This is a genomic window from Actinomycetota bacterium, assembly GCA_019347575.1.
Lineage (GTDB): Bacteria > Actinomycetota > Nitriliruptoria > Nitriliruptorales > Nitriliruptoraceae > JAHWKY01.
In genome coordinates this window covers 17,425-37,766 of sequence record JAHWKY010000031.1, presented here as the reverse complement: position 1 = coordinate 37,766, position 20,342 = coordinate 17,425, and the positions used below count along the sequence as shown (strand labels likewise).

At 70.9% G+C, this 20,342-nt stretch carries 18 protein-coding genes; 5 read left to right on the top strand and 13 right to left on the bottom strand.

Annotated elements, in window-relative coordinates:
• Positions 1-122: 122 nt before the first annotated feature.
• The 3 genes from KY469_17675 to aceE form a co-directional block, all read right to left on the bottom strand.
• Complete coding sequence (locus KY469_17675) at positions 123-1,421, bottom strand: YibE/F family protein (protein ID MBW3664930.1); 1,299 nt, start codon at positions 1,419-1,421, stop codon at positions 123-125.
• Positions 1,422-1,521: 100 nt separating this feature from the next.
• Positions 1,522-1,815, bottom strand: coding sequence for a hypothetical protein (locus KY469_17670; protein MBW3664929.1), 294 nt, complete (start codon positions 1,813-1,815; stop codon positions 1,522-1,524).
• Between the two features lie 139 nt (positions 1,816-1,954).
• On the bottom strand, positions 1,955-4,780 hold the full coding sequence (gene aceE / locus KY469_17665; GenBank protein ID MBW3664928.1) for a pyruvate dehydrogenase (acetyl-transferring), homodimeric type: 2,826 nt from the start codon (positions 4,778-4,780) through the stop codon (positions 1,955-1,957).
• Between the two features lie 102 nt (positions 4,781-4,882).
• On the opposite strand from aceE, the gene KY469_17660 reads away from it, so the two are divergent.
• From KY469_17660 to KY469_17650, 3 genes are all read left to right on the top strand, one after another.
• Positions 4,883-5,269 carry a hypothetical protein gene (locus tag KY469_17660; GenBank protein ID MBW3664927.1) on the top strand — a complete coding sequence of 129 codons (387 nt, stop codon included), beginning with the start codon at positions 4,883-4,885 and terminating at the stop codon, positions 5,267-5,269.
• Between the two features lie 65 nt (positions 5,270-5,334).
• Complete coding sequence (locus KY469_17655; protein ID MBW3664926.1) at positions 5,335-5,799, top strand: hypothetical protein; 465 nt, start codon at positions 5,335-5,337, stop codon at positions 5,797-5,799.
• The gene (locus KY469_17650; GenBank protein ID MBW3664925.1) at positions 5,745-6,755 is read left to right on the top strand and encodes a pyridoxal-phosphate dependent enzyme; all 1,011 of its coding nucleotides are present in this window, start codon (positions 5,745-5,747) and stop codon (positions 6,753-6,755) included. The genes KY469_17655 and KY469_17650 overlap by 55 nt, the downstream gene beginning before the upstream one ends.
• Before the next feature lie 12 nt (positions 6,756-6,767).
• Here KY469_17650 and KY469_17645 read toward each other — a convergent pair whose 3' ends face one another.
• Positions 6,768-6,998, bottom strand: coding sequence for a BldC family transcriptional regulator (locus tag KY469_17645; GenBank protein MBW3664924.1), 231 nt, complete (start codon positions 6,996-6,998; stop codon positions 6,768-6,770).
• Between the two features lie 184 nt (positions 6,999-7,182).
• Complete coding sequence (locus KY469_17640; GenBank protein ID MBW3664923.1) at positions 7,183-8,064, bottom strand: hypothetical protein; 882 nt, start codon at positions 8,062-8,064, stop codon at positions 7,183-7,185.
• A 23-nt stretch (positions 8,065-8,087) separates the two neighbouring features.
• Here KY469_17640 and KY469_17635 point away from each other — a divergent pair, with 23 nt between their 5' ends.
• Complete coding sequence (locus tag KY469_17635) at positions 8,088-9,161, top strand: valine dehydrogenase (GenBank protein ID MBW3664922.1); 1,074 nt, start codon at positions 8,088-8,090, stop codon at positions 9,159-9,161.
• Positions 9,162-9,280: 119 nt separating this feature from the next.
• On the opposite strand, the gene purM is transcribed toward KY469_17635, so the two are convergent.
• Positions 9,281-10,408, bottom strand: a complete 1,128-nt coding sequence (purM, locus tag KY469_17630) for a phosphoribosylformylglycinamidine cyclo-ligase (protein MBW3664921.1) — start codon at positions 10,406-10,408, stop codon at positions 9,281-9,283.
• Here purM and KY469_17625 point away from each other — a divergent pair.
• Positions 10,380-11,204: a thioesterase family protein gene (locus KY469_17625; GenBank protein MBW3664920.1), complete on the top strand. Its 825-nt coding sequence runs from the start codon at positions 10,380-10,382 to the stop codon at positions 11,202-11,204. The genes purM and KY469_17625 overlap by 29 nt on opposite strands.
• 61 nt (positions 11,205-11,265) lie before the next feature.
• Here the strand turns inward: KY469_17625 and purF are convergent, their stop codons facing one another.
• The 7 genes from purF to KY469_17590 form a co-directional block, all read right to left on the bottom strand.
• Positions 11,266-12,726, bottom strand: a complete 1,461-nt coding sequence (gene purF / locus KY469_17620) for an amidophosphoribosyltransferase (GenBank protein ID MBW3664919.1) — start codon at positions 12,724-12,726, stop codon at positions 11,266-11,268.
• 428 nt (positions 12,727-13,154) lie between these two features.
• Positions 13,155-15,401, bottom strand: coding sequence for a phosphoribosylformylglycinamidine synthase subunit PurL (gene purL, locus KY469_17615; protein ID MBW3664918.1), 2,247 nt, complete (start codon positions 15,399-15,401; stop codon positions 13,155-13,157).
• A gap of 5 nt (positions 15,402-15,406) precedes the next feature.
• Positions 15,407-16,075, bottom strand: coding sequence for a phosphoribosylformylglycinamidine synthase subunit PurQ (gene purQ, locus KY469_17610; GenBank protein ID MBW3664917.1), 669 nt, complete (start codon positions 16,073-16,075; stop codon positions 15,407-15,409).
• A complete protein-coding gene (locus tag KY469_17605) occupies positions 16,072-16,851 on the bottom strand; it encodes a hypothetical protein (GenBank protein MBW3664916.1) in 780 nt (259 codons plus the stop codon). The genes purQ and KY469_17605 overlap by 4 nt, the downstream gene beginning before the upstream one ends.
• Positions 16,852-16,858: 7 nt before the next feature.
• The gene (gene purS / locus KY469_17600; protein ID MBW3664915.1) at positions 16,859-17,113 is read right to left on the bottom strand and encodes a phosphoribosylformylglycinamidine synthase subunit PurS; all 255 of its coding nucleotides are present in this window, start codon (positions 17,111-17,113) and stop codon (positions 16,859-16,861) included.
• Positions 17,114-17,156: 43 nt separating this feature from the next.
• The gene (locus KY469_17595) at positions 17,157-17,564 is read right to left on the bottom strand and encodes a universal stress protein (protein ID MBW3664914.1); all 408 of its coding nucleotides are present in this window, start codon (positions 17,562-17,564) and stop codon (positions 17,157-17,159) included.
• A 29-nt stretch (positions 17,565-17,593) separates the two neighbouring features.
• Complete coding sequence (locus KY469_17590; GenBank protein ID MBW3664913.1) at positions 17,594-19,510, bottom strand: PAS domain-containing protein; 1,917 nt, start codon at positions 19,508-19,510, stop codon at positions 17,594-17,596.
• Positions 19,511-20,342: the final 832 nt, after the last annotated feature.

Here is a 20,342-nt window from a genome sequence, read left to right as displayed (position 1 = left end):
CTGTGATCCCTGGTCTGTTCGCACGCACGTCCGACGTGCACGATCGGTGCGGTCGGGCAGGATACCGGCTCCGTTGGGGGGCTACGGGGGGCTACGGGGCGATCCAGGCGGTTCTGAGCCGATCAGGACTCGTCATCGGGAGGACGCTCGGGAAGCCCCGACGCGGGTCCGTCTCGGAGGAACCGCACCCAGGAGCGGTAGGCGCGCTCCTCGTCGTCGAGGTCCTCGTCGGGGCGGTCGTCGAGGACGGGGTGCGGCACGACCGGCCCAGCGTGGACGTGGCCCGCCGCTGCCCCGATGGCGGTCCGGGGACGCCGCAGCGCCGTCGTCGCCGCGAGCGCGGTGGTGAACGGCACCGCCGAGATGAGCCCGAGCGAGCCCACGACGGTCTTGACGATCTCCTCGGCGAGCACCTCGGTGTTGACGATCTCGCCGGTGCTCAACCCACCGGTCGCGAACAGCACGAGTAGGGCGAGAGACGCTCCGGCGTACGCGAGGAACAGCGTGTTCACGGTGGAGGCGATGTGGTCGCGACCGACCGTCATCGCACGCCTGAACAGTTCGCCCCAGCCCTGGTTCGGGTTGGCGTCGTGTAGCGCGAACACGGTCGAGGCCTGGGTGACTGTCACGTCGTCGAGCACGCCGAGGGCTGCGATGATCAACCCCGCCAGCACGAGTCCCTTGAGGTCGAGACCCTCGATGGCGAAGCGGGCGAGGTTGGCCTCCTCGCTGGCGAAGCCGGTGAGCTTCCCGAGGTCGATGAACAGGGTCGCGAGCGCGATGGTCAGCGTGAGGGCCGCGGTCGTGCCGAGCACGGCAGCGGTGGTCATTTCGTTGACGCCGTGCGCGAGGTAGAGGGTCAGGAGCATCACGGCCATCGCCCCGACGAGCGCCACGAACTCGGGGTTCCCGCCGGTGACGATCCCAGGGATGATGAACTCGGTCACCACCAGCAGCGAGAGGCCCAGGCCGATGAGGGACCGCACCCCCTTCCAGCGGCTGATCGCGACGACGGCGATGACGAAGAGCAGACCCAGCGCCACCAACGCCCCGGTCCGGTCGAAGTCGACGACGAAGTACATCACCTCGCCCTGGATCTCGGAGGTCGCGAGCTGGACCGCGTCGCCGACCTCGAACTCCGGGTAGCCCTCGACCGGAGCTTCGATGGTGACGGTCTCCCCCCGGTCGGCTCCATCGGTGAGCTCGACGTCGAGCCGAACCATCTCGCCCGACATCCCGAACGACGGGTCCGCCTCCTCCTCGAACAGCTCCACCGAGACGAGTCGTCCACCGACGAGGTCCTCCGGCGGATCGACCTCGGGCAGGCGCCCCGCATCGGGCCACAGGACGACCAGTCCGAGGATGGTCAGGCCGACGAGGACGCCGACGAGCAGCAACTGGTTGCGGTGGTGACGGTCCATGCCCCGACGCTAGTCACGCTGCACGGCCATCCCGAACGCCGCTCAGGCTCGACGATGTGTGGTTGACGCGAGATGCCGCGCCAACCTCGCACCGTTGGGATCAGGTCAGGTGAGCGGGCAGAGGTAGCCGAAGGTCGTAGGTCGCCAGCCGCCCGGAGGAGTTGCAGTTCGACGAGATGGCCTCCTCGGTGGCCTTGAGGACCACGCCGTGTGAGCCCTCTTCGTCCGGGATGGACAGGGCGAGGTCGCGCTGCGAGTTGTGCATGAGCCGTGACGGGGTGGCGCTGCTGGGCGTGCCGCCTCCGCCGTAGGGGATGGGATCGCAGCGGGTGGCTTCGGGGGACTCGCCAGTCGTCGGGTCGACGTGCTCACCCGAGGTCCAGTAGCCGCGCACCCCGCCGGCGCCCGAGACCCGCCGGTCCAGCGGACGTCACAGCCTTTGAGAGGATCCGCCGCCGAAGAGCCCGTGACCTCCCCTGCCCCAAGGATGCGTGGTGGGCGCGGGATACCGCGTCAACCACACATCCCTGTCCTCACACGGTGACGTCGCCGGTGTCGCGCCAACCGACGTAGGGCAGGTGGTCGACGTCGAGGCCGTACTGCTCGATGGCCTTGCGCACGACGCCGCCGTCGATCGCGCCCGCGGTCGCGAGCGCCCCGAGCACGGTGACGACCGTGCTCTCGGCGTCGATGAGGTGGAAACGGCGCATCTTCTCGCGCGTGTCCGAACGACCGAAGCCGTCCGTGCCCAGAACCGCGTAGGGGCCGGGGATCCAGTCCGCGATCTGGGTCGGGGTCGCCTTCATCCAGTCCGTGACGGCGACGTACACACCTGAGGTGCCCTCGAGGAAGCGCGTCACCATGGGCACGCGCTCGGGTCCGTCGGGGTGGGTGCGGTTCCAGTTGTCGCACTCGCCGCCGTCGCGGAGCAGCTGGTTCCAGCCGGGGCAGCTCCAGACCGTCGCGGCGACGTCCCACTCGTCGGCGAGCAGCTGCTGTGCCCGAAGGGCCTCCATCATGATCGTGCCGCTCGAGAGGATGTGCGCCTCGTGCGTCCCGCCGTCCGGATCGCGGTAGCGGTACATGCCCTGCACGACCCTCTCGGGGTCGACGTGGTCCGGCATCGCCGGCTGCACGACCGGTTCGTTGTAGACGGTCATGTAGTAGATGCGGTCCTCGTCGTCCTCCACGCCGCCGCCGTACATCTCCTCGAGGGCGTGCTGAACGATGATCGAGATCTCGTAGGCGAACGAGGGATCGTAGGCCCGCACCGCCGGGTTGCTCAGCGCGAACAGGTGGCTGTGCCGGTCCATGTGCTGCAGACCTTCGCCGGTCAGCGTGGTGCCGCCGGCCGTGGCCCCGATGAGGAACCCCCGCGCACGCTGATCCGCAGCCGACCAGATCAGGTCAGCGGTGCGCTGGAAGCCGAACATGGAGTAGAAGACGTAGACGGGGACGAAAGCCTCGCCGTGGGTCGCGTAGCTCGTCCCGACCGCGTGGAACGAACCCATCGATCCGGCCTCGGTGATGCCCTCGTGGAGCATCTGACCGTCCTTGGCCTGCTGGTAGCTCAGCAGCATGTCACGGTCGACCGACTCGTAGGTCTGCCCGTGCGGGTCGTAGAGCTTCAACGATGGGAACAGCGAGTCCATCCCGAACGTGCGGGCCTCGTCGGGGATGATCGGCACGATGCGCTCGCCGAGCCCCTCGACCTTGAGCAGGTCCTTGAGTTGGCGGACGAACGCCATCGTGGTCGCGACCTCGTGCTCACCCGAGCCCTGCTTGAGTTCGCTGTAGACGTCGTCGTCCGGCATCGGCAGCGGCTCGTAGCTCACGCGTCGTCGCGGCAGGTAGCCGCCCAGCTCCTCGCGACGTTGCTTGAGGTACTCGATCTCGTTGCTGTCGTCGCCCGGGTGGAAGTAGGGCGGCAGGTCGCCCTCGAGGTCCTCGTCGGAGATCTCGAGGTAGAGACGGTCGCGGAAGTTCTTGAGCGCCTTCGACGACAGCTTCTTCATCTGGTGGACCGCGTTGCGTGCCTCGAAATCGGGTCCGAGCGTCCACCCCTTGATCGTCTGCGCGAGGATGACGGTCGGCGAGCCGTGCTGCTGCACCGCGGCCTGGAACGCGGCGTAGACCTTGCGGTAGTCGTGACCGCCCCGCGGCAGCCGCTCGATGTCCTCGTCGCTGAGGTGTTCGACGAGGGCGAGCAGACGCGGGTCGGAGCCGAAGAAGTCCTCGCGGATGTAGCTGCCGGGCTTGACCGTGTAGGTCTGGAACTGCCCGTCGGGGACCTCGTTCATCCGCGCGACCAGCAGCCCATCCGTGTCACGCGCCAGTAGCTCGTCCCACTCGCGACCCCAGACCACCTTGATGACGTTCCAGCCCGCGCCGCGGAACACCGACTCGAGCTCCTGCATGATCTTGCCGTTGCCTCGCACGGGACCGTCGAGTTGCTGGAGGTTGCAGTTGATGACCCAGATGAGGTTGTCGAGCTCCTCGCGGCTCGCGACCGTCAACGCCCCGAGCGTCTCGGGCTCGGCCGTCTCGCCGTCTCCGATGAACGCCCACACCCGTTGCTGACTGGTGTCCTTGATACCGCGGTTGTGCACGTAGCGGTTGAAGCGCGCCTGGTAGATCGCGTTGAGCCCGGCGAGTCCCATCGAGACGGTCGGGAACTCCCAGAACTCCGGCATCAGTCGGGGGTGGGGGTAACTCGACAGACCACCGGGTTCCACCTCGCGACGGAAACGGTCCATCTGGTCCTCGGTGATGCGACCCTCGAGGTAGGCACGCGCGTAGATGCCGGGCGAGGCGTGCCCCTGGATGAAGACCTGATCGCCACCGCCCTCGTGGTCACGGCCGCGGAAGAACCAGTTGAAGCCGACCTCGTACAGGCTGGCCGCCGACGCGTAGGTGCCGATGTGGCCGCCGACACCGGCGGTGAGGTTGGCGCGGTGGACCATCACGGCCGCGTTCCACCGGATGTAGGCACGGATGCGTCGCTCGACGTGCTCGTCCCCGGGGAACTCGGGCTCACGGTCGGGCGGGATGGTGTTGATGAAGTCGGTGGACGTGAGCGCGGGCACGCCGATGTTGCTCTGCCGCGCCCGCTCGAGCAGCTTGAGCATGAGGAACCGTCCCCGTGCCTGGCCGTGGTGCTCGACGACCGCGTCGAGCGACGCGAGCCACTCCGCCGTCTCCTGTGGATCGGCGTCGGGGTACTGGCTGGGCAGACCGTCGGTGATGAGGTGATCGGGGCGGTCGCCCGTGGCCTGCTGCTGGTTGATCTCGTGCGCCACAGCCGTCTCCCGGTCGGGACCCTCGACCGTACCGCCAGCGACGCGACCACGGGTCGCCATCTGGGCTGCGGTCTCGTCGCGACCCGTCCGAACGGGTAGCGGCCGGCCTCGGCCGTCGACGTACCGTCGGTGCTCGACCGCTGCCGTCAACTGGAGACCACCGTGCGCTACGTCCTGGCCCCGCTGCTGGCCGTCCTGTTGGTGTCCGGTGTCGGCTGTGACGAGGCTGCCGAGGTGGCGGAAGAGGCGTCGGAGGCGATCGGCGAGGGCGCCGAGGAGGTACAGGAGGGCATCGACCTCGCCCAGTTCTGCGTGGATGCGGCCCAGGCAGCCGACGCCGTCGATGACGGTGACTACGGCGAGGCGCTGGACCACGCGACATCCGCCCTCGAGGACGCCCCCGACGACATCCGACCAGCCCTCGAGACGCTGGTCGATGCCGCCCGCCGGTACACCGAGGGCGATGCCGCCGCGATCGACGAGAACGAGGTCCGTGCGGCAGCCGACGAGATCCAGACCTACGCCGAGGAGCAGTGCGATCCACACTGAGCTTCCCGGGTACCCGCGGCGTGCGCGGCACTAGGCTCCACCCGCCCCCACAACCGGGAAGCCCCGTGCCGACGTACAAGCCCGTCGATCCCAACAAGCGCCTGCGCAAGCTCCGCAAGGACTTCAAGGATCTGCAGCGCGATCGCTTCGGTGCGGGCAAGGAGCGCCTCGAGCGGCTCGCCGAGTTCGTGCGAGAGGCACACGACGAACGTCTGATCAACATGGTCCTGCACGCGGCACCGATCCTACTCGACGAGGATCCGAAGTCCCCGCAGCGCCTGGTCGACGCCTACCTCGGGTCGAACAACACCGAGTCGGTGCTCGAAGGCGTCAAGGAGCTCGAGAGCCTGGCGGGATGGATCGGTCGCGAGGACATCAGCGCGCTCGCTCGTGAGACCGCGACGGAGCTGGCACCGAAGTGGGTGGCCGAGGCCGACCCCGGCGAGCGTCGCCGGCGGCTGCGCGATCTCGGGTCATGGTTCGGCCGTGCGTTCGCCGACGACGTCCGCGATCAGGTGGGCGACGTCTGAGCCCAGCTCACGACGGCCTCACGCGAGCCGACGTCGAGGTTGCGGCCACGCGACTGGAGGGGGTCACGCGCCGTACTCCGCTGTTGCGCTCGGACGGCATCGACCGCTTAGCCGGTGTGCCCGTGTTGCTCAAGGCCGAGAACCTGCAACGCGGCGGGTCGTTCAAGCTGCGGGGCGCCTACAACGCCATCGCGGTCCTGGACGGGCAAGCTCGTGCACGCGGCGTCTTCGCGTACTCGTCGGGCAACCACGCCCAGGGGGTGGCGATCGCCGCCGCGAGCTTCGGTGTGCCGGCGGCGATCCTGATGCCGCACGACGCCCCGCCGGAGAAGGTCGCCGCGACCCGACGTCACGGCGCCCAGGTGCTGACCTACGATCGCTACGCCGAGGACCGTGAGGAGCTCGGCGCCCAGCTCGCGGAGGAACGCGGGGCGACGCTCATCCCGCCCTACGACCACGATCCCACGATCGCGGGTCAGGGGACCATCGCCCTCGAGCTGTTCGCCGACACGGACGTTGACATCGCGACGCTCATCGCCCCGATGGGCGGTGGGGGACTGCTCGCCGGGTGCAGCTTGGCGACGCCGCCCGACGTGACCGTCCTGGGGGCCGAGCCAGAGCAGCGCACGTCCGCTCGCCAGGCACTACGGACCGGCCGGTCGGTGACCGTGCCGGTGCCGCGGACGATCGCGGACGGTCAGCAGACGACGGCGATCGGAGAGCGGCCGCTGCGGGTGCTCTTGCACCGGGCCGAGGGGGCGCTCGGTGTCACCGACATGGCCATCGTCGCGGCGATGCGGCTCATCCACTCCACGTTGGGCCTGCAGGTGGAGCCCAGCGGGGCGTGCGCGCTCGGGGCGCTCCTGGAGCACGAAGGCGTCGACGGTCCCGTCGCCGTCGTCGTATCCGGCGGCAACATCACGCCCCGTCGGTTCGAACGGCTCACGACGGCGTGACCGCCCCGCGGTTCAGGCGCGACCGTTGCGCTGCGGGGTCTCGCCACGGACGCTGCGCTCGAGTAGCGCGTCGACCTCCGAGGCGCGGTAGCGGCGGTGGCCGCCGAGCGTGCGAAGTGGGCTGAGCTTGCCGGCTGAGGCCCATCGGGTGACGGTCTTGGGGTCCACGCCGAACCGCCGTGCCACCTCCCCTGGCGTCAGCAGCTCGTCGTCCTCGACGTCCGAACGCACCTCTTCGCTCACGTGGGTCACCTTCTCGCATCGTCGGATCGGCCGGCCAGCACACCGTCGCAGGACGGCACCGACACGGACGGAACAGCACCCACATGGTGCAGATGGGACTCATCGGACGCTATAGCGCATCACGACCATCACGGCTGGCCCCATCGCACTAGACACCTGGGGCAGCGAGGGGGGGTCCGGTCGTTCAGCTCGCCTGCTGCTTGTGCTCCAGACGCGCCCACCGGCTCCGTGCCGCCCCGTAGAACGCCGCCGCGCTCATGAGGTCGCCCTCCGCCAACCGGTCGATGGCATGCCACAGGTCCTCGCAGGTGCGGTCGGCAGCCAGCGCCTGCTTGGGGACCAGGCCGGCGACGGTGCCGTAGTCGAGCTCGACGATCGACGCGGGGTGGAAGTCGTCGAGCCACTCGCCGAGGTCCGCGAGCACGTTGAGCACGTCCTCGCCGTCCTCGAAGAACGTGTCCACCAGCTCGATCGCCCGCTCGAGGCGCGTGACGGCCGCCGTCGCGCTGGTGAGGTAGCTCAGTCGCGGCGAGGCCGCCTCGGGCGGATCGACGAAGTGGCGCTCGTCGGGATCGAACAGCACGAACCAGTGCAACGGGACCGACCAGGACGCCTCCCGGATGTGCGGCGCCCGTGCCGCCGACGCGATGGAGTCCAGCGCGCGCCGGGCCTCCTCCTCGGCGACGAACGAGTCCGCTACCTGCGACGGCAGCATCTCGCGGAAGGTGACGAGCGCCACGGCGAGGCGGAGCTCGAGGTCGATCGGACAGATGAAGGTGTCACCGTTCACGCGGCGGACCAGCGCCGTCTCGGCGACCGCGGGGTCGCGCCCGGTGAGGACGCGGACCGCGGCGACCCGTGCCTCGGTCTGCAGCGCCGTCCCGAGGGTGATGCCGTCACCACGATCGACGTAGGCACGCCAACGTGTCCGGTCGTCGTTCGGCAGCTCGTCGAGCGGCTCGAACGCGCGCAGGTAGGCCAGCGGCACCATGGTGAGACGGTAGCGGAGCCGACCAGCGACCTTCACCAGGCTCGACGCTGCGGCACGGCGGTACCCTGGCGGCATCCCGGTCCCCTGCTGGAGAGCACGTGAACGGCCCCTTCGCGCACCTCGACGGTCACGAGCAGGTGGTCTACGGCTCCGACCCCGACAGTGGGCTGCGCTGCATCATCGCCATCCACTCGACCCGGCTGGGCCCCTCGCTCGGCGGCACGCGCTTCTACCCCTACGACTCCGAGGAGGACGCGCTCGTCGACGTGCTCCGGCTCTCCCGGGCGATGAGCTACAAGGCGGCCTGTGCGGGTCTCGACCTCGGCGGGGGCAAGGCCGTCATCATCGGCGATCCCGCCACGGACAAGTCCGAACCGCTGTTGCGCGCCTACGGCCGCTTCGTCGACAGCCTCGGCGGACGCTACATCACGGCTTGCGACGTCGGTACCTACCCCACGGACATGGAGATCGTCGGGCGCGAGACGCGGTGGGCGACCGGTGCCGACACCGTCCATGGCGGCAGCGGCGACTCGGGGATCCTCACCGCGTACGGCGTCTTCGTCGGCATGAAGGCCGTGGCCGAGCGGCTCTGGGGCCAGCCGACGCTCGCCGGCAAGCACGTCGCCGTCCAGGGCCTGGGCAAGGTCGGGGCGCGGCTGGCGGAGCACCTCATCGACGACGGGGCGAAGCTGACCGTCGCCGACGTATCGACCTCCAAGATCGAGGGCGTGGCGGACCGCCTCCCCGTCGACGTGGTCGACCCCGGCGACCTCCTCGCGGTGGATGCCGACGTGCTCTCGCCCAACGCGCTCGGGGCGGTGCTCAACGAGGCCACGATCCCCGAGCTACAGGTCGATGCGGTGTGCGGTGGGGCCAACAACCAGTTGAGCGAGCCGCTCGCCGATGCCGAGCGGCTCCGCCACCGCGGGATCCTGTACGCCCCGGACTACGTCGTGAACGCCGGCGGGCTCATCAACGTCTCGGATGAGCTCAACCCCGCGGGCTACAACCCCGACCGGTCCCTGGCGAAGGCCGAGCACATCGGCGTGACGCTGCGCGAGATCTTCCACCTGGCCGACGAGCACGGCGTCAACACCGAGGTCGCCGCCGAGCGTGTCGCGGAACGGCGCATGGCGCAGGTCGGCGGCCTGCGGAGGCTGTGGCGGGCGTAGTCGCGTTCGCCCCGCGGGGACCGCCAACGTGCCTTGAGGAAACCACCGCAGACGCGGGTTCCTCGCGGGTTCCGAGGAACCCGCGTGTGGCGGTGGTTTCCGGGATATGGCGCACGCGTCTACCCCAGGCTGACCCCTGCTTCGGCGGTCACCTCGCCGATCCGCCACGCCGGGCAGTCGCGGTCGATGAGGAGATCACACGCGTCGTCGGCGCGGTCGGCCGGCACGATCGCGGCCATGCCGACCCCCATGTTGAACGTGCGCCACATCTCGTCGTCGGGTACGTGGCCGCGTTCGCCGAGGAAGGCGAACACGTCGGGGCGCGGCCACGCGGTGGTGTCGATCACCGCCCCGACCCCCTCGGGCAGCACGCGCGGCAGGTTCCCGGGCAGCCCCCCGCCGGTGATGTGGCACAGCGCGTGGACGGGCAGCGCCTCCATCAGCGCGAGGCAGTCGCGCGCGTAGATCCGTGTCGGTTCGAGCAGGACATCCCCGAGTGGACGCCTCATGCCGTGCGGATCGGCGAGGTCGAGGTCCTCGATGATGCGTCGCACGAGGCTGAAGCCGTTGGCGTGGACGCCGCTGGACGCGAGTCCGACGATCGCGTCGCCGACGCTCACCCGGTCCGGACCGAGGATCGCGTCACGGTCGACGATGCCGACACCGAAGCCGGCGAGGTCGAACTCGTCGGGCTCGAGCAGTCCCGGGTGCTCGGCGGTCTCACCACCCACGAGGGCACAGCCGGCGAGCTCACAGCCGTCGGCCACGCCCCGCACGATGGCGGCAACGCGCGATGGATCGAGCCGTCCGACGACGAGGTAGTCGTTCATGAAGAGCGGCTCTGCGCCGGTCACGACGAGGTCGTCGACCACCATGCCCACCAGATCCTGTCCGATGGTGTCGTAGCGGCCAAGCCGTCGCGCGAGGTCGACCTTCGTGCCGACGCCGTCCGACGAGCTGACCAGGACCGGCTCGCGGTAGCGCGTCAGGTCGAGTGCGAAGAGGCCCCCGAACCCGCCGATGCTCCCGAGGACCTCGGGGCGCTGGGCACCCGCGACCGCGTCGCGGATCAGCTCGACCGACCGCTCCGCCGCGTCGAGGTCGACACCTGCGTCGGCGTAGGTGAGTGGCTCGTCGCTCACCGTGCTCCTGCTGCCGGGACGTCGTGAAGCTACCGTCCCAGGGTGGCGACCAGATGAGCCGGGGGGAGGGGACTTCGTGGGGGACCTCGAGCACGACACGACCATCGTGGGTGGCGACGGCCGCTACACGGCGAAGCTGTCGCCGGACTGGGACTTCGCGACGCCGAACGGTGGCTACCTGTCGGCCATCGTCCTGCGTGCCGCAGCGGCGGAGACCGATCTGCCACGTCCGGCGGCCTACTACTGCCACTACCTCACGCCGCCGACCTCCGGCGAGACGATCGAGCTCGAGGTCACCACGCTGCGGCGCACCCGGCGTACGCACTCGTCACGAGTGACGGTGACGCAGCACGGCACGTCGGTGCTCGACGCGATGACGTGGATCGTGACGTCCCCGAGCGACCTGAGCCACGACGCGGCCCAGATGCCCGACGTACCCGAGCCGCTGGCGGTGCGATCGGCCGAGGAGATCCACGAGGGCGAGGACGCCCCGTTCCCGTTCTGGCACAACGTGGAGAGCCGACCCGTCTCGTGGACGGGCCGCTGGGACGAGCGCCCGATCATGCACCCGCTGTACCGGACGTGGCTGCGGTTCCGTCCCCGCGCCACGTTCGATGATCCGTTCGTGGACGCGGCCCGTGCCCTGATCCTCATCGATACGTTCGTGACTCCGGCGGCGGCGATGGCGCACGAAGGGCCCTACCTCGCGGCACCGAGCATGGACCTCGCCGTGCGCTTCCACCATCCGGCCAACGACGCCGAGTGGCTGCTGTCGTCCACCGAATCTCCCGTGGGGATCGGTGGTGTCCTCGGCGGCTACGGGTCGGTGTGGACCCAGGACGGCCGCCTCGTCGCGACCGGCGGCCAGCAGATGTTCCACATCGGGACGCCCGGAGGCTGACCCGCGACCGCGACGCCGAGCGGGACGGACGCGGACGGGTGCGGCCGCCGATGCGAGCGGCTCACTCCTCGACGGGTCGTCCCTCACGCGCATCGGCGAGGCGGCGCTCCTCGAGTTCGACCGGCGACTCGGACAGGCCCTCGGCCGCGAACGCGGCGTGCTCACCCGGTACGGCGATGGGGTACTCACCGTCGAAGCAGGCCCGGCAGAGACGTTCGCGAGGCGTCGGCGTCGCCCCGATGAGGCCGTCGAGGCTGACGTAGTGGAGCGAGTCCGCCCCGATGAACTCGCATACCTCGTCGACGGTGAGGTCGGAGGCGACGAGCTGGGCGCGCGTCGCCATGTCGATGCCGTAGTAGCAGGGGTTCAGGATCGGGGGGCTGGTGATGCGCATGTGGATGCGCTCCGCCCCGGCCTCGCGCAGCATGCGCACGAGCTGACGCGAGGTGTTCCCGCGGACGATCGAGTCGTCCACGACCACCAGTCTGCGCCCGTCGATCACCTCGCGCACGGGCGACAGCTTCAGTCGGATGCCGAGCTGGCGTAGCGACTGGGTCGGTTGGATGAAGGTGCGGCCGACGTAGCGGTTCTTGACGAGTCCCTCGGCGTAGGGCAGCCCGGCTTCCTCGGCGTAGCCGGCGGCGGCCGCGGTCCCGCTGTCGGGGACGGGGATGACCAGGTCGGCCTCGACCGGCGCTTCGCGTGCCAGGACGCGACCCATCTCACGACGGCTCGCGTAGACGCTCGTGCCGTCCTGGCGGTGGTCGGGGCGGGCGAGGTAGACCCACTCGAACAGGCAGAAGTTCGGTCGGGGCTCGGCGAACGAGCGCGCGTGCAGCCCACGCTCGTCGATGGCCACGACCTCGCCCGGCTCGACGTCGCGGACGTAGTGCGCCCCGACGATCTCGAGTGCGGAGGTCTCCGACGCGACGACCCAGCCGCCCCGCGGGAGCCGACCGATCACGAGCGGGCGCACGCCGTGAGGGTCACGGAACGCGTAGAGCCGATCCTCGTCCATGACCACGACCGAGTACGCCCCGACGAACGTCGGGGCGATGCGCGCGATGGCCTCGTCGAGCGAGACGTCCACCTCGCGCGCCAGCAGGGCGGTCATCAGCTCGGAGTCGTTGGTCGGGGCGACGTCGAGCCGACGCGCGAGATCGGCGGTGTTGACGAGGTTGCCGTTGTGGCCGAGCGCGACACCCCCGCCGGCCGGGGTCTCGCGGTACTGCGGCTGGGCGTTGTCCCAGCTGGAGGAGCCGGTCGTCGAGTAGCGCGTGTGGCCGATCGCGACGTGCCCCTGGAGCGCCGCGAGGCTGGTCTCGCTGAAGACCTGGTTGACCAGGCCCATGTCCTTGTGGACGACGATCCCGCTGCCGTCCGAGACCGCGATGCCCGCGGATTCCTGGCCGCGGTGCTGCAGCGCGAACAGCCCGTAGAAGGTCAGCCGAGCCACGTCCTCGCCGGGCGCGTAGACCCCGAACACACCGCACTCATCGCGGGGCGAGTCGTCGTACCGCAGGTCGTGGTCGGGAGGGTCGGGCTCCGGTGAGACGCCGGGGAACGGCGACACGAGCGGCTCCGGGTCGAGGCGACGGCCCGAGTGTACGGGGCGCCCGGTCGACCGCAGCGTTGGCGATCAGTCCGCGTCGCGATCTGCGTGGCGGTGTTCGAGCGAGGCGCGAGCCTCGTCAGCGCGCTGCCTCAGGAAGTCCTCGGCGGCGGCGCGGGCGGCGTCGGCACGAGCGTGGGCTCTTGGCGCTCGGGTCGCCTCACGGACACCGCAGAGGACCCGGCGAGCGGTACGGACGAGAGGCACGATCGTTTCCTGGATCGGAGGGGACAGGTCGGGTGGGGGCGCCCCCGCGCACTCACCGGCTCCGGGCGGAGTGTGACCGGTCGCGGTGTGGGAGTTCCACTCCCCACCCCGGCCGACCGGACGCCCGGCGGTCAGGCAGGGGGGTCCACGGCGGCTGCGAGCCCGCCTTCCAGCGCCTCCCGCACCGCGTTCAGTGGCAGGTCGAGCAGACCGTCCACCCGGAACCGGTCACCGCCCACGGTCCCGGCGACGCGCGCTCCGACCCCCGCCGCGGCGCAGCGGTCGAGCACGTCACCGACGGCGTCGGCGGACACGGTCAGGAGCACGCGGCCGGGCGACTCGCCGAACAGCGCCTGGGTGGTCGCGACGGCAGGCGACTCGTAGGCGACGCCCACGCCACCGGCGACGGCGGACTCGGCGAGTGTCGTGAGCATCCCGCCGGTCGACACGTCGTGCGCGCTCCGGCTCGTGCCGTGACGGGCGAGGTCGAGCAGCACGCCCGCGAGGCGCTCCTCGGCCGCCAGATCGACGGGGGCGATGCGGCCACCGAGCGGGGCGCCGGAGACGCGCTGGAACTCGCTGCCCGCCAGTCCGGCAGCCGCCGCCGGGCCGAGCTCGATCAGGACGTCGGCCTCCCGTTGGAACGCCAGCGGCACCGCCTGAGCGACGTCGTCGATCACGCCGATCACGCCGACCACGGGTGTGGGGTGGATGGCCTGGCCGGCGGTCTCGTTGTAGAAGCTGACGTTGCCGCCGGTGACGGGGATGCCGAGCTCGGCGCAAGCCTCGCCGAGCCCGGCGACGGCCTCGGCGAACTGCCACATGATCTCGGGACGCTCGGGGTTGCCGAAGTTGAGGCAGTTCGTGGTCGCCAGCGGGCGGGCGCCGGTGCAAGCGACGTTGCGGTAGGCCTCCGCCACGACCCGGCGGGTGCCCTCGCGTGGATCGAGCTCGCACCAGCGCCCGTTGCCGTCGGTGGCGCACGCCACCCCCCGCCGCGATCCGGGCAACCGCACGACGCCGGCGTCCGCGGCTCCGGGCGGCAGGACGGTCCCCGATCCCACAAGCGCGTCGTACTGCTCGAAGACCCAGCGGCGCGATGCGATGTTGGGACTCGCGAGGAACCGCAGCACGAACGCCTCGAGTTCGTCGGGCAGCGAGAGCGCCTCCGCATCGGTGGCCGTGTAGCCGTCGAGGTGGGCGGGGCGTTCGAGCGGCCGGTGGTACGTGGGACCCTCGTCAGCGAGGGACCTGGCCGGTGCGTCCCCGACGACCTCGCCGCGGCGTTCGAGCAGCAGCCGGTCGCCGCCGACGACCTCGCCGATCACCGATGCGGGCACGCCCCACTTGTCGGCGATGGACAGCACCTCGTCGAGGTGATCGGGGGAGACGAGCGCGAGCATGCGCTCCTGGGACTCGGAGCAGAGGATCTCCCACGACTCCATGTCGGGCTCGCGCAGGTGCACGGCGTCGAGATCGACGCGCATGCCCAGGTCGGCCTTCGACGCCATCTCTGCGGTCGAGCACGCGATGCCCGCGGCGCCCATGTCCTGGATGCCGGAGAGCAGATCGCGGTCGTATAGCTCGAGGCAGCACTCGATGAGTAGCTTCTCGGCGAACGGGTCGCCGACCTGCACGCTGGGGCGCTTGTCCTCGCCCTCGGCGCTGAACTCGGCCGACGCCAGCACCGAGGCGCCGCCGATGCCGTCGCGACCGGTCGCCGAGCCCAGGAGCACGGCGACGTCGCCGGGGCGCTCGGCCTTGGCGAGCTGAAGCCGGTCCTGCGGCAGCACGCCGATGCACAGCACGTTGACGAGGGGGTTGCCCGCGTAGCAGTCGTCGAAGGCGACCTCGCCGCCGATGTTGGCGACGCCGACGCAGTTGCCGTAGCCACCGACGCCACGCACGACCCCATCGATCAGGTGGCGCTGCTGAGGGTCCGCGGGCAGGCCGAAGCGGAGCGGATCCATCACCGCGATGGGGCGTGCTCCCATGGTGAGGATGTCACGGATGATCCCCCCGACGCCGGTCGCGGCGCCCTGGTAGGGCTCGACGTAGCTGGGGTGGTTGTGGGACTCGAGCTTGAACGTGACGGCGAGGCCGTCACCGACGTCGACCACGCCGGCGTTCTCACCCGGTCCGACGAGGACCTGCGGCCCCTCGGTGGGCAGTCCCCCGAGGTGGACCTTGGAGGACTTGTAGGAGCAGTGCTCGGACCACATGACCGAGTACATGCCGAGCTCGGCGACGGACGGCAGCCGACCTAGCGTGGTGACGATGGCGTCGAACTCGTCGGAGGCGAGACCCAGCTCGGTGGCGAGCTCGCGCGCTCGGGGCTCGTCGAGCTGCTCGTCGTCGGGGAAGGCTGGGGCGGTGATCTCGCTCACACCGCCACCACCTGTCTAACGCTGTCGAACACCGGGCGACCTCCCGTGCCTCCGCTGAGTTGCGGATCGACCGCGTGCTCGGGGTGGGGCATCAGGCCCACCACGTTCCCGGCCTCGTTGGACACGCCCGCGATGTCGCGGGCGGAGCCGTTGGGGTTGTGGCCCGGCGCGTAGCGGAACACGACCTGACCGGCGGCCTCGATGCGGTCGAGGGTCTCGGCGTCGGCGTGGTAGCGGCCCTCGCCGTGCTTAACCGGCAGCCGGTGGGTGCTGCCCACCTCGACCGCACGGGTCCAGGGGGTCGAGCGCTCGACCGTGACGCCCGCGGGGCGGCAGACGAACCGCAGCGCCTGGTTCCGCAGCAGCGCGCCCGGGAGGAGACGCGCCTCGCACAGGATCTGGAAGCCGTTGCAGATGCCCAGCACGGGTCCGCCGTCTTCAGCGAACGCGGCGACCGCTTCCATCACGCGGGCACGGTGGGCGATGGCACCGGCCCGGAGGTAGTCGCCGTAGCTGAAGCCTCCCGGAAGGATGACGGCGTCGACGCCGCGCAGGTCGGGATCGGCGTGCCAGAGGGGGATCCCCTCGGCCCCGCAAGTCGCGACGGCCGTGAGCGCATCACGATCGTCCAGCGACCCCGGGAAGGTCACGACCCCGATCCTCATCGCCACCCTCCTCGCCGCGGGAGCAAGGGGTAGCCCGCTCCCTCGAGTTCCTCGATGGGTCGTTCGCTGTCGAGCAGCTCCGCAGCGTCGCGACAGCCCCGCGGGGGGTCGTCGCCGAACGTCAGCAACTCGCACGCGGCGCGCTGGGCCTCGACCGCCACGAGCTCGTCCGCCGCCACGACGGGGGTCGGCACCAGATCCTGACCGAGGTGCGTCAGCTCGTGGATGATCGCCGGTGCCGCCCGTGTGGCGTCCTCGAACTGGAACTTCGCGTTCAGCTCGATGATGGGCCGGCCGTCATCGACGCGGGCGCTGCTGTCGACCCCGGTGAGCTCGAACACGGCCATGCGTAGCAACCCGTTTTGGACTGCGAGCCGTTCCAGGCCCACGCGGGCGGTGTCGAACCGCGGGCGTTCGAGCAGCAGACAGGCCGATCCGGCCGCCCGCGCGAGCGCGGCTCGCGCCGAGGCATCTCCCCGAAGCCCGACGTCGGCGAAGCAGGCGGGGCCGGGAGTCGTGGTCGTGTCCTGGTTCAGGATGGCCTCGCCACGATCGTGGGTCTCGCCCTCCACGCCGGGAGGACGCCGCGCGGCGGCATCGACCTCGGGGCGGCCGAAGCTGGTCAGAGCCCACGCGGTGACGGCGATGCCGGCTGGGACGAGCAGGAGCATGAGGATCACGAACCAGCGGTGGAGGACGGGCTCGCCGGTGGGGAGGCTGGGCAGGCCGTCACCCACGCCGCCGGGGCCAGGCGGAGCGGTGCGCTGTCCCCTCACGCGCCCCTCACGCCCCGCCGCCGTCGAGAACACGCCACGAGTAGGACTCGATGACGGGGTTGGTCAGGAAGTCGGCGCACATCTTCTCCACCCGAGCGACCAGCTCGTCCCCATCCGCATCGACGTCCAGCTCGAGGTGCTTGCCCACGCGCACGTGGCTGACACCGTCGAAGCCCATCCCCGGCAGCGCACGCTCGACGGCGCGACCCTGCGGATCGAGGATCTCGGGCTTCAGGAGGACGTCGATCGCGACGCGGGGCATGCACGCTCCGGGCGGTCGGTGGACGCCGAGTCTACCGACGACCTCACCAGTCCCCTTCACCCGCGGCCTTCACCGCCAGCACCGGGACCGGGGCGGCCAGCAGGATCTCCTGGGCGTTGCTGCCCATGACGAGCTTGCCCACGGGTGTGCGCTTGCGCAGGCCGAGGACGATCAGCTCGCCGTCCTCGGCAGCGACCGCCGCGACCAGGTCCTCCGCAGGCGAGTTGCCGCGGGCGTAGTCGTGCACCCTGTGCTCGACGCCCGACGCCGCGAGCTCGCGACGGAGTTCCTCGAGCGCATCACGGAGCGCCACGAAGCGCTCCGACCGCTCGTCCCCCTGCATCGAGTTCACCACGACCAGCCGTGTGCCCCGCCGCCTCGCCTCCTCGATGCCCGCCGCGACGGCCGCCCGACCCTGGGCGGTCGGAACGAACCCCACGATGACGCTCACGGCTCTCCTCGCTGCCGGGTGAGCCGAGGTTAGGAGACCGTGGGCAACGAGAACGTGAAGACCGAGCCACCGCCGTCGCGCTCGGTGACCGTCACCGCCCCGTCCATCGCTTCGGCGAAGGCACGCGCGATGGACAGCCCGATCCCGGCGCCCCGGGTGGTCATGCGCATCGGTGCCTCGAGCCGGTGGAACTGCTCGAAGATCTCCTCGCGCTTGTCACCGGGAACCCCGGGACCGCGATCGCACACATCGAGGTGCACGGTCCCGTCGTCGCCGGTCCGGACCTCGACGTCGACGGCGCTGTCGGCGGGTGAGAACTTCACCGCGTTGTCGAGGAGCTGTCCGAGCACCTGCCTCGCACGGTGCGGGTCGGCGAGCACCCTGGCACCTGGCACGGCAGGGTCCTGGACGAACGCGGCCCGCTCGGGGTGTTGGGTCGCGAACCAGCTACGGGCCCCGTCGAGCAGCTCGGCCACCTCCACCGGCTCCACCGAGAGTTCGCCGGACAGGTCCACGTCCTGCGCGGTGAGGCGCGAGACGAGCAGCAGATCCTCGATCAGGTGGCCCAGCTCGTCCGCCTGGGCAGCGATGGACGCCAGGGCGTGTTGACGCTGGGCGGCGTCGACCTGGTCCCCCCGATCCAGCAGGGCGTGCGCGAAGCCCTTGATGGGGGTCAGCGGCGTCCGCAGCTCGTGGGATACCCGCGCGACGAAGTCGGCCTTGAGTGCCTCGGTCTCCCGTTCCCGCGTGACGTCGTGCACCACGATGACGTCACCGGTGACGCGTCCGCGATCGTCGACCAGCGGGCGATGAGCCGCACGGACGACGCGCACGGCGCCATCGGGGCGGGTGATCGTCTCCTCGACGGTGCTTGGGGTGGTGGCGAGAGCCAGCATCGTCGGGTGACCGCACACGTCGGAACCGATCCCACCGACCGCCGTGGAGACGGGAACGCCGAGGATGCGCTCGGCGGCGCTGCTCCACAGCTCGATGCGGCCGTAGCGGTCGAGCAGGACGATGCCATCGGAGGCGTTCTGCACGATCCGCTCGAGCCGCGCGTGCTCCGACCGCACCTCCGTCACCAGCGCCATGGTCCGTAACGTCCCGCGTGAGGAGACGTACATCGCGGCGAGTGGAGCCAGCAGCAGCACGATGAGCTCGGGGCGCAGGTCCCACACGACCGCCGCGAGGATGCCGACGGCGGTGTTCCCGACGATCGACCCGACGAGGTGCACGCCGTGCCGCCGGATGGCGACGATGGCGGAGTCGTGGGCGAGGATCGAGACCAGACCGGACATGGCGACGACGTTGACCACGGCGTACAGGACCATGCCGCCACCGGCGGCGACGAGCACCGGCCCGTCGAGGCGGAGGTCGGGGCGCGCGACGGTCCCCAGGACCGCGAGCGCCGCCGCCATCCCGACGGCGACCTGGCCGAGGTTGAAAGCGACCTTCAGCAGGTCGCGCTGTCGCACGCTCTGCGCCATCGCGAGGCCCAGCAGCGAGACCGACAGCGCGACGGCGGGTGGCAGCATGAGGAGGTTGACGACGACGACGGACTCGCCCAGCGTGAACGCGTTGCTGGTCTCGTCGGTCGTCAGGCGGACCTCGAGGAACTCGGCCACCGCCGTCGCCACGAGCAGGACGGCGGCCACCGACCACGTTGCGGGAGGTTGCTGGACCGGCGCGAGCGTCGCCCAGGCTAGGGCCACGATGCCGAAGCCGATCCACGCGAGCACGTAGCGGCGGGGATCGACCGGCGTGGCGGCGACGGTCCCGCTGGCTGCAGGTGCGTCGTCGAGGGGTCTCACGCGGGCGGCCCGTACGTCGCGGCGCTCCAACGCCAACCGCTCCAACGCCAACCGCTCCAACGCCAACCGCTCCAACGCCAACCGCTCCAACGCCAACCCGCCCAGCGCCAACCCGCCCAGCGCCAACCGGTCCACTCGCCTTCGGCCCAGCGCCAGCCAGCGACGTCGACGGCCTCGGACTGATCGGACGTGACGTCGGCCGCAGCGCGAGGCAGACCAGCACGACCCGCCACCTGGTCGAGGTCGGGGACGGCGGCGTGACGGCCGTTCCCGGTGACGGGCGGCGACGCGACCGCGCCGGGGACGTCGAGCACGCCTCGCGCTGGTGCCGCGCCCGCAGGTGCCGGGGCGGCACCCTCGAGGAGTTGGCCCTTGACACCGTCCGGGGACAGCCCCGTCGACGCGCCCAGGACCGTTGCGGCGGCCCCGGCCGTCAGCGCCGCGGACATCGACGTACCCGAGCCGCGGAAGTAGCTCTCGCCCACCCGCGCCTGGGGATGATCGGCGTCGAGCGTCGTGCCCTCGGCCCGAAGTGACACGACCGACACCCCAGGTGCGACGAGCTCGGGCTTGTCGGCTGCGTGTGCCCGACCACCGCGAGACGACCAGACGGGGATCGAGTCGTCACTAGCCGACACGGTGCCGGCGTCGTCCAACGCCCCGACCGTGATGACGTGGGGGGCCGACCCCGGCGTCCCCACCTGTCCACCGTCGTTGCCGGCAGGCACCACGACGATCAGACCGCGCGCCCAGAGCTGTTCGAGCGCGATCTCGAGGGGGTCGCGGCCGGAGTGGGCCGGGGCGCTCAGCGCGACCAGGAGGACGTCGACGTCGAGGCTGTCGCGGACGCTGTCGACGAGCGCGAGCCCTTCGATGACGCGCGACAGCGTGGTGGTGCCGTCGGCGCCGGCGACCTTGACCGACACCAGGTGGGCGCCCGGAGCGGCGCCGGTACGGGTCCCGGCGA

What these genes read in the sequence shown, in the direction of transcription:
- purS (MBW3664915.1), bottom strand. Translation starts at nt 17,113, where the DNA reads ATGCCCCGCGTCGCGATCGACGTCCTCCTGAAGCCCGAGATCCTCGAT.
- KY469_17675 (MBW3664930.1), bottom strand. Translation starts at nt 1,421, where the DNA reads ATGGACCGTCACCACCGCAACCAGTTGCTGCTCGTCGGCGTCCTCGTC.
- KY469_17640 (MBW3664923.1), bottom strand. Translation starts at nt 8,064, where the DNA reads ATGCCGCCAGGGTACCGCCGTGCCGCAGCGTCGAGCCTGGTGAAGGTC.
- purM (MBW3664921.1), bottom strand. Translation starts at nt 10,408, where the DNA reads ATGGTCGTGTCGTGCTCGAGGTCCCCCACGAAGTCCCCTCCCCCCGGC.
- purQ (MBW3664917.1), bottom strand. Translation starts at nt 16,075, where the DNA reads ATGAGGATCGGGGTCGTGACCTTCCCGGGGTCGCTGGACGATCGTGAT.
- KY469_17650 (MBW3664925.1), top strand. Translation starts at nt 5,745, where the DNA reads ATGGTTCGGCCGTGCGTTCGCCGACGACGTCCGCGATCAGGTGGGCGA.
- aceE (MBW3664928.1), bottom strand. Translation starts at nt 4,780, where the DNA reads ATGGCGACCCGTGGTCGCGTCGCTGGCGGTACGGTCGAGGGTCCCGAC.